General features: G+C 53.9%; 14 protein-coding genes. 8 read left to right on the top strand and 6 right to left on the bottom strand.

What is annotated here, in order from left to right; genetic code table 11:
* Positions 1 to 41: 41 nt before the first annotated feature.
* The 6 genes from OGW17_RS09180 to urtE all read left to right on the top strand — a co-directional run bounded on the left by OGW17_RS09180 (position 42) and on the right by urtE (position 6,877).
* Complete coding sequence (locus OGW17_RS09180; protein ID WP_012132436.1) at positions 42 to 1,145, top strand: cobalamin-independent methionine synthase II family protein; 1,104 nt, start codon at positions 42 to 44, stop codon at positions 1,143 to 1,145.
* Positions 1,146 to 1,408: 263 nt separating this feature from the next.
* The gene (gene urtA, locus OGW17_RS09175) at positions 1,409 to 2,680 is read left to right on the top strand and encodes an urea ABC transporter substrate-binding protein (protein WP_071258307.1); all 1,272 of its coding nucleotides are present in this window, start codon (positions 1,409 to 1,411) and stop codon (positions 2,678 to 2,680) included.
* Between the two features lie 44 nt (positions 2,681 to 2,724).
* Positions 2,725 to 4,299, top strand: coding sequence for an urea ABC transporter permease subunit UrtB (urtB, locus tag OGW17_RS09170; protein WP_071258308.1), 1,575 nt, complete (start codon positions 2,725 to 2,727; stop codon positions 4,297 to 4,299).
* Entirely contained in the window at positions 4,299 to 5,372 is a 1,074-nt protein-coding gene (urtC, locus tag OGW17_RS09165) for an urea ABC transporter permease subunit UrtC (protein ID WP_012132433.1), read from the top strand. The genes urtB and urtC overlap by 1 nt, the downstream gene beginning before the upstream one ends.
* Positions 5,372 to 6,169 (top strand): urea ABC transporter ATP-binding protein UrtD, encoded by a 798-nt coding sequence (gene urtD / locus OGW17_RS09160; RefSeq protein ID WP_024130341.1) that lies wholly within the window; start codon positions 5,372 to 5,374, stop codon positions 6,167 to 6,169. The genes urtC and urtD overlap by 1 nt, the downstream gene beginning before the upstream one ends.
* Before the next feature lie 9 nt (positions 6,170 to 6,178).
* The gene (gene urtE / locus OGW17_RS09155) at positions 6,179 to 6,877 is read left to right on the top strand and encodes an urea ABC transporter ATP-binding subunit UrtE (RefSeq protein WP_012132431.1); all 699 of its coding nucleotides are present in this window, start codon (positions 6,179 to 6,181) and stop codon (positions 6,875 to 6,877) included.
* A gap of 46 nt (positions 6,878 to 6,923) precedes the next feature.
* Here urtE and ydeE read toward each other — a convergent pair whose 3' ends face one another.
* Positions 6,924 to 8,111, bottom strand: coding sequence for an efflux MFS transporter YdeE (gene ydeE, locus OGW17_RS09150; RefSeq protein WP_071258309.1), 1,188 nt, complete (start codon positions 8,109 to 8,111; stop codon positions 6,924 to 6,926).
* Positions 8,112 to 8,306: 195 nt separating this feature from the next.
* Here ydeE and eamA point away from each other — a divergent pair, with 195 nt between their 5' ends.
* Positions 8,307 to 9,206, top strand: coding sequence for an O-acetylserine/cysteine exporter (eamA, locus tag OGW17_RS09145; protein ID WP_047457143.1), 900 nt, complete (start codon positions 8,307 to 8,309; stop codon positions 9,204 to 9,206).
* 32 nt (positions 9,207 to 9,238) lie between these two features.
* Here eamA and marB read toward each other — a convergent pair whose 3' ends face one another.
* Genes marB through marR form a run of 3 tightly spaced genes read right to left on the bottom strand, consistent with a single transcriptional unit; the run spans position 9,239 to position 10,324 of the window.
* A complete protein-coding gene (gene marB, locus OGW17_RS09140; RefSeq protein ID WP_071258310.1) occupies positions 9,239 to 9,457 on the bottom strand; it encodes a multiple antibiotic resistance protein MarB in 219 nt (72 codons plus the stop codon).
* Positions 9,458 to 9,487: 30 nt separating this feature from the next.
* Positions 9,488 to 9,871, bottom strand: a complete 384-nt coding sequence (gene marA, locus OGW17_RS09135) for an MDR efflux pump AcrAB transcriptional activator MarA (RefSeq protein ID WP_024130339.1) — start codon at positions 9,869 to 9,871, stop codon at positions 9,488 to 9,490.
* A gap of 18 nt (positions 9,872 to 9,889) precedes the next feature.
* Positions 9,890 to 10,324 (bottom strand): multiple antibiotic resistance transcriptional regulator MarR, encoded by a 435-nt coding sequence (gene marR / locus OGW17_RS09130; RefSeq protein ID WP_012132424.1) that lies wholly within the window; start codon positions 10,322 to 10,324, stop codon positions 9,890 to 9,892.
* Between the two features lie 250 nt (positions 10,325 to 10,574).
* On the opposite strand from marR, the gene OGW17_RS09125 reads away from it, so the two are divergent.
* On the top strand, positions 10,575 to 11,240 hold the full coding sequence (locus OGW17_RS09125) for a MarC family NAAT transporter (RefSeq protein ID WP_071258311.1): 666 nt from the start codon (positions 10,575 to 10,577) through the stop codon (positions 11,238 to 11,240).
* A gap of 658 nt (positions 11,241 to 11,898) precedes the next feature.
* Here the strand turns inward: OGW17_RS09125 and OGW17_RS09120 are convergent.
* Positions 11,899 to 13,092: a sugar transporter gene (locus tag OGW17_RS09120; protein ID WP_012132421.1), complete on the bottom strand. Its 1,194-nt coding sequence runs from the start codon at positions 13,090 to 13,092 to the stop codon at positions 11,899 to 11,901.
* A 164-nt stretch (positions 13,093 to 13,256) separates the two neighbouring features.
* Positions 13,257 to 14,201: an L-lactate dehydrogenase gene (locus OGW17_RS09115; RefSeq protein WP_071258312.1), complete on the bottom strand. Its 945-nt coding sequence runs from the start codon at positions 14,199 to 14,201 to the stop codon at positions 13,257 to 13,259.
* Position 14,202 lies beyond the last annotated feature (1 nt).

The raw sequence follows: 14,202 nt of genomic DNA, 5'->3' as shown, positions 1-14,202 counted from the left end.
ATCACGTCAGGCAACTAACGCCGGGTGAATGAGGAGATCACATGCAAAAACAACAGGCCCCGTTTCGCGCAGACATCGTCGGCAGTTTTTTACGCCCGGACACGATCAAACAAGCTCGTTTGCAATTCGCATGCGGCGAGATAACGGCGCAACAATTGCGTGCGGTGGAAGATGACGCTATCCGCACCGTTGTGGAACAGCAGTGTGCCTGCGGGCTGCATGTTGTCACGGATGGCGAGTTTCGCCGCGCCTGGTGGCATTTTGATTTCTTCGATGGACTGCAAGGCGTTGAACGCTATGACGCTGAGAAGGGGATCCAGTTTAATGGCGTGCAGACAAAAGCGCACGGCGTGCGCGTTACCGGAAAACTGGGGTTTGGCGATCACCCTATGCTGGAAGACTTCCGCTATCTGAAAAGCATTAGCGGTGCAGCCGAGCCCAAAATGACCATTCCATCCCCCAGCGTGCTGCATTTCCGTGGCGGGCGCAAAGATATCGATGCTACCGTTTATCCGCATCTGGATGCTTATTTCGATGATTTGGCTACCACCTGGCGCGATGCGATTCATGCTTTTTATGAAGCTGGCTGTCGTTATCTGCAATTGGATGACACCGTCTGGGCTTACTTGTGCTCCGACCAGCAACGTCAGCAGATTCGTGAGCGGGGTGACGATCCTGACGAGCTGGCGCAGATTTATGCCCGCGTGATTAACCGTGCGCTGGAGGATAAACCAGCCGATCTGACGGTCGGGCTGCATGTTTGCAGGGGAAATTTCCGTTCGACGTGGATCTCTGAAGGGGGCTATGAACCGGTGGCGGAAGTGTTGTTCGGCACGGTGAACGTTGATGCGTTTTTCCTGGAATATGATAACGATCGCTCCGGTGATTTCGCGCCGCTGCGCTTTGTTCGGCCCGGACGTCAGCAGGTGGTTCTGGGTCTGGTGACCACGAAAAACGGCGAGCTGGAAAACCCGGAAGGGGTGAAAGCCCGCTTGCAGGAGGCAGAGCGCTATGTCGCAAAAGAGCAGATCTGCCTTAGCCCACAGTGCGGATTTGCCTCCACGGAAGAGGGGAATACGCTGACGGAAGCCCAACAATGGGGCAAAGTACGCCTCATCACCGAAATCGCCAGTCAGGTCTGGTAAGTTGCCTCTCTTTGTTACACAGCGTTGCACATTCGTAATGCAACGCTGTTTCATTCTGGATCATTTTCCTCGTTGTATTTCCCGCCTTGTGGTTTCCGATTTTCTTGTTTCAGCCCCGTTGTCGGTTAATAAATTGATATTTATAGACATTTAAAAATCTGGCATCGATTTTGCCTTATCACTTCTGAACATCCTTAATTTGCACCATTTGCCCGTCCGGTTGCACCGGGACTTCCAGCAAGCTTAATTTCAGGAGTGAAACTATGCAGCGTCGTACATTATTAAAAGCCTTTGCACTGTCCGCCTCGGTGGTTGCGATAGGGCTGAGCTTTAGCGTTCAGGCGGCCGATACGATTAAGGTCGGCATCATGCATTCGCTATCCGGCACGATGGCCATTTCGGAAACCCCGCTTAAAGATATGGCGTTGATGACGATTGATGAGATCAATGCTAAAGGCGGCGTGCTGGGCAAAAAGCTGGAACCGGTGGTGGTTGACCCGGCCTCAAACTGGCCGTTGTTTGCAGAGAAATCGCGTCAGCTGCTGAGCCAGGATAAAGTCGCGGTCGTGTTTGGCTGCTGGACGTCGGTATCGCGTAAATCGGTGTTGCCGGTATTTGAAGAGTTAAATGGGCTGCTGTTTTACCCTGTGCAATACGAAGGGGAAGAGTTATCGCCGAATGTTTTCTATACCGGCGCAGCGCCAAATCAGCAGGCTATTCCGGCTGTCGAGTATCTGATGAGTGAAGACGGCGGCAGCGCGAAACGCTTTTTCCTGCTGGGAACCGATTATGTCTACCCTCGTACCACCAATAAGATCCTTCGCGCCTGGCTGCATGCCAAAGGCGTCGAGGATAAAGATATTGAAGAGGTGTATACCCCGTTCGGACACAGCGATTACCAGACTATTGTCGCCAATATCAAAAAATTCTCTGCGGGCGGCAAAACGGCGGTGGTCTCTACCATTAACGGCGACTCAAATGTTCCGTTCTACAAAGAGCTGGCGAATCAGGGGATAAAAGCGACAGACGTGCCGGTCGTGGCATTCTCGGTCGGTGAAGAGGAGTTGCGCGGTATCGATACCAGACCGCTGGTGGGCAACCTGGCGGCGTGGAACTATTTTGAATCTGTCGACAACCCCACTAACCAGAAATTCGTTGCGGATTACCGGGCATACGCCAAAGCGCATAAGCTGCCGAATGCCGACACCGTCGTGACCAACGATCCGATGGAAGCGACCTATGTGGGTCTGCATATGTGGGCGCAGGCAGTAGAAAAAGCCGGCACGACCGACGTCGATAAAGTCCGCGAGGCGATGGCGGGGCAATCCTTCGCTGCGCCGTCTGGCTTTACCCTGACGATGGACGCCACCAACCACCATCTGCATAAACCCGTCATGATTGGCGAAATTGAAGATAACGGCCAGTTCAATGTGGTATGGCAAACCGACGAACCGGTTCGCGCCCAGCCCTGGAGCCCGTTTATCGCCGGTAACGATAAAAAATCAGACCAGCCTGTTAAAACCGCCAGCAACTGATCTTTTGCCCTCCTGCGGGAGGGCACATTCTGGAGAACACTTTCATGAAAGCCATGCGCTTTATTCGGGGTGTGTTGCTAATGACGTGGCTGGTGCCGTGGATCGTGCAGGCAACCGATGCCGATGTGTTTGTTGGCGCCAGCCGGGCGCAACAGGCGACGTTATTAGAACAATGGGCCATCACGCCTGAGGCGCAGCGTTTGCCTTTGTTGAACGCATTAGCGCGTGAGAATGTGCTGACTGATAGCGCAAAGCACGCTTTCATTCGGCAGGGTACGCAGGTTCTGCCGCTCGGCGCTGTCGCCGCGCCCGATGGCGAACTGAAAAAGGTTCGTCTGACTAACCGTCTGCGAAACCTGGTCAGCGGGGCGTTAGCCACGCATCAACTATTAAGTGACAATGTCACGGAAAGAGCCGCTGCCGCCAGCCTGTTACAGCGGGAGGCCACGCCCGCGATGCTGCCGCTTTTACAGCAGCGGCTGGCGCAGGAAACGGAAAGCGAAGTGACATCACGTCTGGAGATTGCGCTGGCTAACCTGCAACTGGTGAGTCCTTCCGCTGACGTCCGGCGTCAGGCGATTGTCCTACTGGGGCAGTCGGGCGACCCGGAAACGCAATCACGCCTGCAACCCTTTACGGATGCTGAACATGAACCGGATGCGCGTGTTCGCGAGGCCGCGACAGAAAGCCTGAACGCAATCGCGCAGCGGATGGTGATTGGCGATCTCCTGGGGCAGGCATTTATGGGGCTGTCGCTGGGATCGATTCTGCTGCTGGCGGCCCTGGGGCTGGCGATCACCTATGGATTACTGGGCGTAATCAATATGGCGCACGGTGAAATGCTGATGCTTGGCGCGTACAGCACATGGATGGTTCAGCAGTTTATGGGGCAGTTCATGCCACAGTGGCTGGCGTTTTATCCCGTTGTGGCGTTGCCGGTTGCCTTCCTGATCGCTGCCGGAACTGGAATGGCGCTGGAGCGCGGCATTATTCGCCATCTTTATGGTCGTCCTCTCGAAACGCTGCTGGCGACCTGGGGGATTAGCCTGATGCTGATCCAACTGGTACGCATGACCTTTGGCGCGCAAAACCTGGAGGTTGCCAACCCTGCGTGGCTTTCTGGCGGGGTGCTGGTCTATGCCAACCTGACGTTGCCCTGGAACCGTATCGTGGTGCTGGGGTTCGCCATGCTGGTGCTGTTTTTCACCTGGCTATTGCTGAATAAAACCCGCCTCGGGATGCGCGTTCGCGCGGTAACGCAGAACCGCAGTATGGCGGCGTGTTGCGGCGTGCCGACGGGGCGCGTGGACATGCTGGCGTTTGGCCTCGGCTCGGGGATCGCCGGATTGGGTGGCGTGGCCTTGTCGCAACTGGGCAACGTCGGGCCGGAACTGGGTCAGGGATACATTATTGATTCATTTTTAGTGGTGGTGCTCGGTGGCGTCGGACAACTGGCGGGAAGCGTGGCCGCCGCATTTGGGTTGGGTATCTTCAATAAGATTCTGGAACCGCAAATGGGCGCGGTGCTGGGCAAAATCGTCATTCTGATTGCGATCGTTCTGTTTATCCAGAAACGGCCTCAGGGATTGTTTGCGCTGAAAGGGAGGGTTATTGATTAATGACCATGCCAATGACATTAACACTGGCGCGTAGAGCGCCGCGTACTGTCCAGGTTTTTGGCCTTTGCCTGCTGGCGGCGCTGCTGATTCTGCCTTTTCTGGCGCTGCTGCCTGCGGATCACCCGCTGGCTGTCCCGGTCTGGGTGTTAACGCTGGCCGGGAAGATCCTCTGTTACGCCATTGTCGCTGTGGCGCTGGATCTGGTGTGGGGTTATGCCGGGATGCTGTCGCTGGGGCACGGTATTTTCTTCGCGCTGGGCGGGTATGCGATGGGAATGTATCTGATGCGTCAGGCTTCTGGCGACGGACTTCCCGCGTTTATGTCTTTCCTCTCCTGGAGTGAATTACCGTGGTTCTGGTGGGGAACGCAGCACTTCGCCTGGGCGATGCTACTGGTTGTGCTGGTTCCGGGACTGCTGGCGCTGGTGTTCGGCTATTTTGCCTTTCGCTCAAAAATCAAAGGCGTCTATTTTTCCATTATGACCCAGGCGCTGACGTTCGCAGGCATGCTGCTGTTTTTCCGTAACGAAACCGGGTTTGGCGGCAATAACGGGTTTACGGGGTTTACCACGTTGCTGGGCTTCCCTGTTGCAGCGACCTCCACGCGCGTTGCGCTGTTTCTCGCGACCGTCATATTACTGGTGCTGGCGCTGTGGCTGGGGTATCTCCTTGCACGCAGTAAGTTCGGCCGCGTTCTGACCGCCGTGCGCGATGCGGAAAATCGCCTGATGTTTTGTGGGTACGATCCGCGTGGCTTTAAACTGTTGGTATGGACGCTCTCCGCTGTTCTGTGCGGTCTGGCGGGCGCTCTGTACGTTCCTCAGGTTGGCATCATTAACCCCAGCGAAATGTCGCCGACCAACTCTATTGAAGCGGCCATCTGGGTCGCGCTGGGCGGGCGCGGCACCTTAATTGGCCCGGTGTTTGGCGCTGTGCTGGTGAACGGCGCTAAAAGTCTGTTTACGGTGATCATGCCGGAGTACTGGCAGCTGTTTCTCGGCCTGATCTTTATTGGCGTTACGCTGTTTTTACCGCGCGGTGTCATTGGTCTGTTTCGCAAAGGAGAAAAATGATGCAACCGGATGACGGACTTTTTACCCGCCAGTTGCCGGGGGATCGTTTTCGCGATCAAACAGACCCGGTTCTGCAACTGGAAGGGATCAACGTCAATTTTGACGGCTTCCAGGCGCTGACGGATTTAACCCTGAACATTGGCGTGGGGGAATTGCGCTGCGTTATTGGCCCTAATGGCGCCGGAAAAACCACCTTAATGGATGTGATTACCGGTAAAACCCGGCCGCAAAGCGGACGCGCGATTTACGATCAGTCCACGGACTTAACTTCGCTCGATCCTATCGCGATTGCCCGCCAGGGCATTGGGCGTAAATTTCAGAAACCGACCGTGTTTGAGGCACTGACGGTGGAGGAGAATCTGGAACTGGCGATGAAAGAGGATAAATCCGTCTGGGCCACGTTAAGAGCGCGCCTCTCGGGCGAGCAGCGGGATCGCATTGACGAGATGCTCGGGTTATTGCGCCTGGGCGCGGAGCGTGGGCGTCGCGCCGGGCTGCTTTCGCACGGACAAAAGCAGTTTCTGGAAATCGGTATGCTGCTGGTACAGGAGCCGCACCTGCTGCTACTGGATGAACCTGCGGCGGGAATGACGGACGCGGAAACGGAGTATACCGCTGAGCTGTTTCGCACTCTGGCCGGGAAACACTCGCTGATGGTGGTGGAGCATGACATGGGGTTTGTCGAAACCATTGCCGACCATGTCACCGTTTTGCATCAGGGGCGCGTGCTGGCGGAAGGGAGCCTGCGCGACGTCCAGGCCAATGAACAGGTTATTGAAGTTTACCTCGGGCGATAGGGAGGACGGATGTTACAGGTGAATGAACTGAATCAATATTACGGCGGCAGTCATATCCTGCGCGGGGTAAGTTTTGAGGCCCGCATTGGCGAAGTAACCTGTTTGCTTGGGCGTAACGGCGTGGGAAAAACCACCTTGCTGAAGTGTCTGATGGGGTTAATCCCGGCACGCACCGGCAATGTGATCTGGCAGGGGAAGAACATCACCCAGCGTAAACCGCATCAGCGCGTGCGGGCCGGTGTCGCCTATGTGCCGCAAGGGCGGGAGATTTTTCCTCGCCTGACGGTAGAGGAAAACCTGCTGTTGGGGCTGTCGCGTTTTTCCGCCCGCGATGCAAAACAGGTGCCGGATGATATTTACGCGCTTTTTCCGGTGCTTAAAGAGATGAAGCACCGGCGAGGGGGCGATCTCTCCGGGGGGCAACAGCAGCAGCTGGCAATTGGCCGGGCGCTGGCCTGCCGTCCTCAGCTGTTAATTCTGGATGAACCGACTGAAGGGATACAGCCGTCAGTGATCAAAGAGATTGGGCAGGTGATTTCACATCTGGCGCGTCAGGGGGATATGGCGATTTTGCTGGTGGAGCAGTTCTATGATTTTGCCGCCCAACTGGCGGATCACTACTTATTGATGTCGCGGGGAAGCATTATTCAGAGCGGCAGGGGCGAGAATATGGAAGCGGAGGGCGTCCGCGGTCTGGTCGCGATCTGAGTTCCGGGACTGTACCGGACGTTATCCGGCACAGTCTGGCGTGCCGTCAGCACATTGCGGGCTGCCCCCAGGGTCTGGCCCGCATCCCTTTTAGCATCAGCGCCCAGGCAAGAATAATCGCGACGATCAGCACCGCAAACAGGGTCCAGGCGGGCAAGGTGGTGAGGATCACGCCGCTGACCAGCGGGTTGACCGCCGCGCCGAGCCAGCCAAGCGACTGCGCTGAGAAGTAGCTTGCTTTCATCCCCGCCGGAGCAATGTTATCGATCAGCATATATTCGCCCGGGGCGTAAATAACCTCGCCAATGGTAAATATGGCGGCGGAGAGCCCCCAGAGCAGCAGGCTGTTTCCTGAAATCATAAAACCAACCAGCCCAGCCACAAAACAGATTGTGCCGGTCGCCATCAAGGGTCTGATATTTGCGGTCGTTAACCGACGACCTACGGCATATTGCAGGCTGACGACAATCGCCGCGTTGACGGGGAGTACGACAGCCACCACTTTTTCGGCAAAATTACCGTTTGCGACGACCATGACATACTGGGAAATACATGAGGCGAACGCGCCGCTGACAAATGACGCCAGGAAGGCCGACAGGGTAAACCAGAGCAGGGCTTTATCGCGTAACAGCACCGATGGCGACCAGACTGACGCCGTTGTTCCTTCAACGGGCGTCTCTGTGCGCTTCACCCAGGTCTGGATAAACACCAGCGGGAAAGCAGAGCAAATGGCCGCAAGCCAGAACGGCAGGTTGATGCTTTGCATGACCAGCAGGGTGCCAAGCGGCGGCCCGACGGTCCAGCCAATATTGAGCACGGTATAGTTGAGGGAAAATATTTTGCTCCTGGTTGTGGCGGAAAGATTGTCGGCAAACCAGGCTTTCAACACGGTGGCAAAGACGGAGTAGGCGCAGTTTATCAGGGCGAAAAGCAGCACCACCAGCGTGACGCTGTGTACCAGGGGGATGGCGATAAAGCCCAGCAAGAACGCCGAAATTGCCAGAAGCATATAGCGCTTTTTATCGAACTTATCCGCGAGGATGCCGAAACCCAGGCTGAAAATCACGCCGATGGTTAACGCTACCGTCATGGCATAGCCGATCAGATCGACGCTCAGATCGTACTGGCGGTTAAGATAGATCGTCATGAAAGGAAGCGTGGCGCCGCGCCCAATGGTCAATAACAGTGATGAGGCGAGTAAAGCGAGGGTGGAGCGTCTCAGCGTTGTGTTCATTTTCCTGCCCGACAATGCGTTTCATTATATTTATTGGTGATTTAAAGCAATAGCACGGCAAAAGTGTGATGTATACCCGGGATGTTGTTCGAAAATGCTCATCCCACCCTACCTGAATTAATGATCTGTTCCGGGGCGATGATTTCCGTTAACTTAACTTGTTTACAAAAATTTAATATTTGCAGGGGCCGTGGTATGTCGCGTAAAGACGGGTTATTGGCGTTACTGGTCGTGGTGGTGTGGGGGCTTAACTTTGTCGTCATCAAAGTCGGGCTGCACAATATGCCGCCGCTGATGCTGGCGGGATTACGTTTTTTGCTGGTCGCGTTTCCGGCCATCTTCTTCGTTGCGCGCCCGAAAATCCCGCTGTCGCTGTTACTCGGCTACGGCCTGACCATCAGTTTTGGTCAATTCGCGTTTCTCTTTTGTGCGATTAAATTCGGAATGCCTGCCGGGCTGGCGTCACTGGTGCTACAGGCGCAGGCGTTTTTTACCATCGTACTGGGCGCGTTTGCGTTCGGCGAGCGCTTGCAGGGCAAACAGGTGGCCGGTATCGCCCTGGCGGTGTTTGGCGTTCTGCTGCTGATAGAAGCCAGCCTCAATGGGCAACATATTGCGATGCTCGGGTTTATGTTAACGCTGGCGGCGGCGTTCTGCTGGGCGTGCGGGAATATTTTCAATAAGAAGATCATGCAACATGCCACTCGCCCGGCGGTGATGTCGCTGGTGGTCTGGAGTGCGCTGATCCCGATTATTCCCTTCTTTCTGGCCTCTTTGATTCTGGACGGTTCTGCGCAGATGGTTCAGAGCCTGATCGCGATTGATATGACGACGATTTTATCGCTGGTGTATCTGGCGTTTGTCGCCACGATTGTCGGTTACGGGATCTGGGGAACGTTGCTCGGACGCTATGAAACCTGGCGCGTGGCGCCGCTGTCTTTGCTGGTGCCGGTCGTGGGGTTGGCCAGCGCGGCCGTGTTGCTCAATGAGACGCTTACCGGGTTACAGTTTCTTGGCGCGGTGCTGATTATGGCGGGTTTGTACATCAACGTGTTTGGTTTTCGGCTGCGCAAAGCGGCGCAGGTAAGGGGATAAAAAAAGCCCCGCAGTGGCGGGGCAAAAACGAATTACAGGCTGTGTCCGTTGTAATACGGTACGCCTAATTCGTCGGATTTATCGCTTCCCGCACCCATATGATTGAAATCGAATGGCGACTGATCATGCGCAGACGGCATGACCATCGCATCGCGATTATTTTGTGTTCCAGGTTGTGCGGTTTGCTCCGCAATGCTTTGGCCAGAGACGACAAGCAGCACAGCCAGCATTGCGGAAGACAGAGATTTCATGATTTCCTCGATTACGTCATTAACAGGCGATTAGCAATTACAATGGTTGAGTGGATGCAAATACCGGGATTCGCCATGCATATTGGTAATACGGTACTTATGCGGTGGAACGTCGAAATAGTTTTTAAATGTCCGGGTCAGCGTCTGCTGTGACTCAAAGCCATAACGTTCCGCCAGGTACAGGATCGGCTCGTTACTTTCTTTTAATTTCTGGGCTATTTCAGTCATTTTGCGACTGCGGATGTACTGGCCTAATGAGTGACCGGTCTCTTTTTTAAACATCCGTTGCAGGTGCCATTTGGAGTAACCTGAACGCTCTGACACTTTTTCCAGTGAGAGCGGCGATTCCAGGTTATCTTCGATCCAGTCCAAAATGCTATGAATGGTAATAGCGTCAGTGTTGCGTCTGGACATCGTCATACCTCTTTCTGTTTACGGCAGGATTTTCTTAAGCAAAAGCTCAAGTGTTGCCACTTCATCCGCCGTTAAGTTTTTTGTTAGTTCCTGGTGCAGGTCTTGTCCTACTAACTGATGACATTGCTCACAAATTGCCGCGCCGTGTTCGGTGAGTTTCACCAGCACGCCGCGTTTGTCATGTGGATTTGGCAGTCTTTCGATCCAGCCTTTACAGACCAGCCGATCAAGCATGCGCGTCAATGCGCCGAGATCGACAGACAGCACTTTCTTCAGCTCGACCGGGGTAATGCATACCGCGCAACGGATAGAACAGAGCACCTTAAACTGCGATGCGGTGATATCCAGCGGCGACAGATAGTCGTTCAACAGACGATCTTTTTTCTGATTGACCATGTAGATCAAGCGACCCAGCGGGATGATTTCGTTGAATAGGTCACTGGTGCTTTTCACAATGGTTGCCCCGGCAAGTAGTTAGTCACGGCAGATACTATTGCCCAGGCAAATATAAGTCAATCGAATGAATAAGGGGATGCCACGATTTGCTAAAACGCGTCAGTGCAGGGGCTGCATCACGGGGTAATTTATTAATAATAATTACTGGTTATGCTTATTCGGCATAATGAATGCTTAATGGCGAAACGCCGCGTTTTCCCTTTATACTTGCCGCTTACAACGAGCTTGATGGGGAAGAGATGGCATTATGATGGATTTGTTTAAAGCGATGGGGCTTGGGCTGGTTGTCCTGCTGCCTTTGGCGAACCCGCTAACCACGGTGGCGTTGTTTTTAGGCCTGGCCGGTAATATGAACAGCGCGGAGCGTAACCGTCAGTCGCTGATGGCCTCCGTGTATGTGTTCGCCATCATGATGGTTGCGTATTACGCCGGTCAACTGGTGATGAACACCTTTGGAATTTCCATCCCCGGTTTGCGCATTGCGGGTGGGCTGATTGTCGCCTTTATCGGCTTTCGGATGTTGTTCCCGCAGCAGAAGGCGCACGAATCGCCGGAGGCGAAAAGCAAGTCAGAAGAGCTGGAGGATGAGCCTTCCGCCAATATTGCTTTTGTTCCGCTGGCGATGCCGAGCACCGCTGGGCCGGGGACTATCGCGATGATCATCAGTTCGGCCTCTACCGTACGTCACGGCGTCGATTTTCCCGGCTGGGTTATTCTGGTGGCGCCACCGCTTATTTTTCTGGCGGTGTCAGTGATTCTGTGGGGTTCTCTGCGCAGCTCAGGGGCGATTATGCGCCTGGTCGGCAAAGGGGGAATTGAAGCTATTTCCCGTCTGATGGGCTTCTTACTGGTCTGTATGGGCGTGCAGTTTATCATTAACGGCGTGCTGGAAATTATTAAGACTTACCATTAAGTGACATGTGTTGCCCTGAAAAAATAAAAACCACCGTTGGTAGCGGTGGTTTTTATTTTTGAAGCCAGTCATTAATTCAGGAAAGGCTTCAGCACTTATAAAAAGTGCGATAAACCAAACTTAACACGCGCATTATCTTACGCCACATCAGGCCATCATACAAATCTAACCGTTAATGATTACATCGCTAAGCCGTCTTATATTCGGTGCTGAATTATTTATGTTTTTATATACACCCTGTGAATTAATGTATAAAAATCATTGTGTTGATGCGTTTTTCGGGGAAGATTATACTGCGCAGGTGTGTTGATTATCGTTTTACTGGCTTTTGCTCCTGTGCAAAAAAAGTTTCTAAGTCCTGGCTTACGGGGTGGTACCTGCGAGCGCCTGGGCCAGGAATGCGATAAACCAAACTTAACACACTTGATCTTTGGTGGACGGGCAAGGAGAGGCTAAGCCGGAGTAATCGCATTCCTCTTTAAGAGGAAGAAAGCGTGGTGAATATCTTAAGCACGATTATTGTGGTTCTTGAGTTCATCGTTGCATCATTGCAACTGATCTTATCGTTCATTAAGTAACATTGATAAGAAACGAGTAAAGGGCCAGAACTTACCTGCTCTGGCCCTTTATAAAAAAGTCATTTTATTGGGGTTTTACTTCAATGCTGCGGCTGCTCTTCCAGCGAAACAGGCCAGCGGCGAAAGATAATGATCGACCACACCAGCGCCGCCAGGGCTGGCACTGCGCCGACGTAGCCAATAGTGGACATCGACCAGTGTAAACTCACCTGATTCCCCACCAATGCGCCAGCGCCAATGCCAATATTAAAAATGCCTGAGAACAGCGCCATTGCCACATCGGTGGCGTCCGGCGCCAGTGCCAGGACTTTCACCTGCATCCCCAGGCCTATCACCATAATGGCGATGCCCCAGAAAATACTCAGCACGGCAAGATGGCTTTCGCTGTCTGCTGCGGGCAGCAGGAGCATCAGGCAAATCACCAGCAGCATAATGGCAATGCTGATAAGCGGCGAGGCGTACTGATTACCCAGTTTGCCGAATACCACGCTGCCGATAATCCCGGCGCCGCCGAGGATCAGCAGTAATACCGTGGCAAAGTTTGCGCTCAGACCCGCCACCGTTTGTACAAACGGTTCAATATAGCTGTATGCCGTATAGTGTGCGGTGACCACTACGACCGTCAGTAAATAAATACTCATTAGCGCCGGGCGACGGAACAGCAGCGGCAGACTTTTTAGTGACCCAGAATGTTCGCTGGGCAATTTCGGCAGCAGTTTGATCAGGCATACCAGCGTGATTAACGCCCCTATACCAATGGCGAAGAACGTTGTTCGCCAGCCGAAGTATTGACCAACGATACGCCCGATAGGCAGCCCCAGAACCATCGCCAGCGCGGTTCCGGTGGCGATCAGACTCAGTGCCTGCGCACGTTTGCCTGGCGGCGCAAGGCGAATGGCCAGCGAAGCGGTAATAGACCAGAAGACGGCGTGTGCAAACGCGATCCCGATGCGGCTGATTACCAGCACGGTAAAATTCCATGCCAGGAAGGAGAGCACATGGCTGGCAATGAAGAGAACAAACAGGCAGATTAGCAGCTTACGCCGCTCAACCTGGCTGGTCAGCAACATAAAGGGCAACGACATCAGCGCCACAACCCAGGCATAGATCGTCAGCATAATCCCGACCTGCGCGGTCGGCATAGCAAAACTTCGGGCGATGTCCGACAGTAAGCCAACAGGGACAAACTCTGTGGTATTGAAAATAAAAGCGGCAATAGCAAGCGTAACTACCCGTAGCCACGCGACCTTGCGGGAAACAGTGTTTGTTGTCATAAGAGTAAATCGGGTTAGTTGCGAAAAGGCGAGGTCACGATCTTAAAACGTTTGCTGGCGAAAATACAATCATTTTGTGATGTATGTCTCATTATCGTTGGTGAGCCGATTGATGAAACAAACGAAATGGCGTCCGGGTATGGAAATCATCCCGGACACCGTATTCAGGGGAGTTTTGCGATATTCGCTTTGATGACTTCGGCGGAGTATCTGAATTTCGCCAGCTCATCATCGGCTAACTGTAATTCGATAATTTGTTGAACACCGCTTTGAGTCAGCACCGCCGGTACGCCGATAGCGACGCCGTCAACGCCGTATTCCCCCTCCAGTACGCAGGAGATGGCCAGCGCCCGATGGCTTCCGGTGAAGACGTTCCGGCAAATTTCCGCAATGGTTCCGGCAATACCATATTCAGTGCAGCCCTTGCGGTTATAGATTTCAAACCCATGTTTGCGCACTTTTTCCGCCATCGCCTCGACGTCCAGAATTTTACCCGTACGGCGTTGATAAACGTCCGCAATCGGAGAACCGTAGACGGAGGAGTGGGACCAGACCGGGAATTGCGTATCGCCATGCTCTCCCAGAATAAAGGCATCGATGCTTTGCGCGCCGATATCCAGTTCCTGCGCCAGCGCGCGCCGTAAACGGGTGGTGTCCAGCCAGACGCCGGTGCCGATTACCTGGCTGCGCGGCAGGCCTGATAGCGTCCATACCTGCCAGGTAATGATATCGCAAGGATTGGTGGCGATAAGAAAGATGCCGTTAAAGCCGCCATCCATCATTTCCGGTACGATCTTTTGGACGATCCGCGCGGTGTTGTTCAGCTCATCAAGCCGTGTTTGCCCTAGTTTTAATGCGCCGCCGGAAACGGTAATCACGGCGATATCGACATCGGCGCATTCATGCGCCTCCCGGGTGGAAATGGTCATCATCCCCGGCATGTAGGCCGCTGCATCGGCGAGATCTAAAGCATGGCCTTCCGAACGATCTCTGTTCAAATCGACCAGAATCAGTTCTTCACAAATATTCTGATTGAGCAGAGCGTAAGCTGCTGATGCGCCAACATTACCTGCCCCAATGATCATCACTTTACGCGCTTTGGTGTTCATG

Source organism: Citrobacter sp. CK181 (assembly GCF_030333595.1).
Lineage (GTDB): Bacteria > Pseudomonadota > Gammaproteobacteria > Enterobacterales > Enterobacteriaceae > Citrobacter_B > Citrobacter_B koseri.
The sequence above is the reverse complement of the archived record's forward strand: the minus strand, read 5'-3'. Positions and strand labels throughout refer to the sequence as shown.

Excerpts from the sequence above, each read along its gene's own strand:
- OGW17_RS09180 (WP_012132436.1), top strand. The coding sequence starts at position 42 with ATGCAAAAACAACAGGCCCCGTTTCGCGCAGACATCGTCGGCAGTTTT.
- urtA (WP_071258307.1), top strand. The coding sequence starts at position 1,409 with ATGCAGCGTCGTACATTATTAAAAGCCTTTGCACTGTCCGCCTCGGTG.
- urtB (WP_071258308.1), top strand. The coding sequence starts at position 2,725 with ATGAAAGCCATGCGCTTTATTCGGGGTGTGTTGCTAATGACGTGGCTG.
- urtC (WP_012132433.1), top strand. The coding sequence starts at position 4,299 with ATGACCATGCCAATGACATTAACACTGGCGCGTAGAGCGCCGCGTACT.
- urtD (WP_024130341.1), top strand. The coding sequence starts at position 5,372 with ATGCAACCGGATGACGGACTTTTTACCCGCCAGTTGCCGGGGGATCGT.
- urtE (WP_012132431.1), top strand. The coding sequence starts at position 6,179 with ATGTTACAGGTGAATGAACTGAATCAATATTACGGCGGCAGTCATATC.
- ydeE (WP_071258309.1), bottom strand. The coding sequence starts at position 8,111 with ATGAACACAACGCTGAGACGCTCCACCCTCGCTTTACTCGCCTCATCA.
- eamA (WP_047457143.1), top strand. The coding sequence starts at position 8,307 with ATGTCGCGTAAAGACGGGTTATTGGCGTTACTGGTCGTGGTGGTGTGG.
- marB (WP_071258310.1), bottom strand. The coding sequence starts at position 9,457 with ATGAAATCTCTGTCTTCCGCAATGCTGGCTGTGCTGCTTGTCGTCTCT.
- marA (WP_024130339.1), bottom strand. The coding sequence starts at position 9,871 with ATGTCCAGACGCAACACTGACGCTATTACCATTCATAGCATTTTGGAC.
- OGW17_RS09125 (WP_071258311.1), top strand. The coding sequence starts at position 10,575 with ATGATGGATTTGTTTAAAGCGATGGGGCTTGGGCTGGTTGTCCTGCTG.
- OGW17_RS09120 (WP_012132421.1), bottom strand. The coding sequence starts at position 13,092 with ATGACAACAAACACTGTTTCCCGCAAGGTCGCGTGGCTACGGGTAGTT.
- OGW17_RS09115 (WP_071258312.1), bottom strand. The coding sequence starts at position 14,201 with ATGAACACCAAAGCGCGTAAAGTGATGATCATTGGGGCAGGTAATGTT.